The following is a 2,160-nucleotide window of genomic DNA, read 5'->3' as shown; positions in this document are numbered from 1 at the left end:
AGGATCACGTTGAAGAACGAGCGGTTCATCGCGTGGCACATGATGTACGACAGGATCGCACCCGACGAGCCGACCAGCGAACCCGCGATGATCAGCATCGCGTTGTTCAGCGAGAAGCCGATGCCCGCCGCCGCCCAGCCCGAGTACGAGTTCAGCATCGACACGACCACCGGCATGTCCGCGCCGCCGATCGGGATGATGATCAGCACGCCGAGCACGAACGCGATCGCCGTCATGATGATGAAGGGCAGCCACGACTGCGTGAGGAAGAAGATCACGCCGAAGCCGAGCATCCCGAGCGCGAGCATCAGGTTGATCAGGTGCTGGCCCGCATACACGACCGGCGCGCCCTGGAACAGCCGGAACCTGTACTTGCCCGACAGCTTGCCGAACGCGATCACCGAACCCGAGAACGTGATCGCGCCGACGAACGTGCCGATGAACAGCTCGATCCGGTTGCCGTACGGGATGAAGGTCGGCGACGTCGCGTCCGGCGGCACGAGCCCGAACGCGTCCGGCTCGGCAACCACCGCATACGCGATGCACACGGCCGCGAGACCGATCAGCGAGTGCATCGCCGCGACGAGTTCCGGCATCTTCGTCATCTCGACGCGCGCGGCGACAAACGCGCCGACACCGCCGCCGACCACCAGCGCGCCGAGCACGAGCGCGATCCCGAGCGGCAGGTTCGCGCCGAGCGCGCTGGCCTGCTTGACGATCAGCGCGAGCGTCGTGACGATCGCGATCGCCATCCCGACCATCCCGAACAGGTTGCCGCGCCGCGCGCTCTTCGGGTTCGACAGCCCCTTCAGCGCCTGGATGAAGCACACCGACGCGACGAGGTACAGCAGCGTAACGACGTCCATGCTCATCGCGCGCCCTCCTTCGCTGCCTTCGGCTCCTTCTTGCGGAACATCTCGAGCATTCGCCGCGTCACGAGGAACCCGCCGAACACGTTGACGGCCGCGAGCGCGACCGCGAGCGTGCCGAAGATCTTGCCCGTTGCGCCGACCGTCAGCGCGGCCGCCAGCATCGCGCCGACGATCACGATCGCCGAGATCGCGTTCGTTACCGCCATCAGCGGCGTGTGCAGCGCGGGCGTCACGTTCCACACCACGTGATAGCCGACGTACACGGCCAGCACGAAGATGATCACGTTGATCACCGTGTGATTGATGACTTCCATGGTCTCCTCCGTTATTTGCGTGCGACTTCGCCGTCGCGGCAGAGCAGCGTCGCGGCGATGATGTCGTCGGTCAGGTCGATGTTCAGCGTGCCTTCCTTCGTGACGATCAGCTTCATGAAGTCGAGCAGGTTGCGCGCGTAGAGCGCCGACGCATCCGACGCGACCATCGACGCGAGGTTGGTGTGGCCCGCGATCGTCACGCCGTGGTGGACGATCACCTGGTCCGCGACGGTCAGCGGGCAGTTGCCGCTCTTCCTGCCGTCGAACTCCGGCCCGCGGCCCGCCGCGAGGTCGATCAGCACCGAGCCGGGCTTCATCGACTGCACGGTCTCGACCGAGATCAGCGTCGGCGCGGGGCGGCCAGGGATCAGCGCGGTCGTGATGACGATGTCGGCCTGCTTCGCACGCTCGTGCACGAGCGCGGCCTGGCGGCCGAGCCACGACGGCGGCATCGGCCGCGCGTAGCCGCCGACGCCTTGCGCGGCGTCGCGCTCTTCGTCGGTTTCGTACGGGACGTCGAGGAACTTCGCGCCGAGCGATTCGATCTGCTCCTTCACGGCCGGACGCACGTCGGATGCCTCGATCACCGCACCCAGGCGCTTCGCGGTCGCGATCGCCTGCAGCCCGGCCACGCCCGCACCGAGAATCAGCACGCGCGCGGCCTTCACGGTGCCCGCGGCGGTCATCAGCATCGGCAGGAAGCGTGGATACAGCGCGGCGGCGACGAGCACGGCCTTGTAGCCGGCGATGTTGGCCTGCGACGACAGCACGTCGAGGCTTTGCGCGCGCGTGGTGCGCGGCGCGGCTTCGAGCGCGAACGCGGTGACGCCCGCGGCCGCGAGTTTCGCCGCCTGTTCCGTGTTGAACGGCTCGAGCATCCCGATCAGCACCGAGCCGCGTTTCAGCGACGCCATTTCGGCATCCGTCGGCGCTTGCACCTTCAGCACGATGTCGGCGGCAAACGCAGCCGACTG

At 67.3% G+C, this 2,160-nt stretch carries 3 protein-coding genes; all 3 read right to left on the bottom strand.

The window, feature by feature from the left end; translation table 11 throughout:
* The coding region (locus tag DID96_RS37545) for an NAD(P)(+) transhydrogenase (Re/Si-specific) subunit beta (RefSeq protein ID WP_148094535.1) at positions 1–872 on the bottom strand (872 nt) is incomplete at its 3' end.
* Positions 869–1,186, bottom strand: a complete 318-nt coding sequence (locus DID96_RS37540; protein ID WP_124604336.1) for an NAD(P) transhydrogenase subunit alpha — start codon at positions 1,184–1,186, stop codon at positions 869–871. The genes DID96_RS37545 and DID96_RS37540, both read right to left, overlap by 4 nt.
* A gap of 11 nt (positions 1,187–1,197) precedes the next feature.
* The coding region (locus DID96_RS37535) for an NAD(P) transhydrogenase subunit alpha (RefSeq protein WP_148094534.1) at positions 1,198–2,160 on the bottom strand (963 nt) is incomplete at its 5' end.

The sequence above is a fragment of the Burkholderia sp. Bp8963 genome (assembly GCF_003854275.1).
Lineage (GTDB): Bacteria > Pseudomonadota > Gammaproteobacteria > Burkholderiales > Burkholderiaceae > Burkholderia.
The sequence above is the reverse complement of the archived record's forward strand: the minus strand, read 5'-3'. Positions and strand labels throughout refer to the sequence as shown.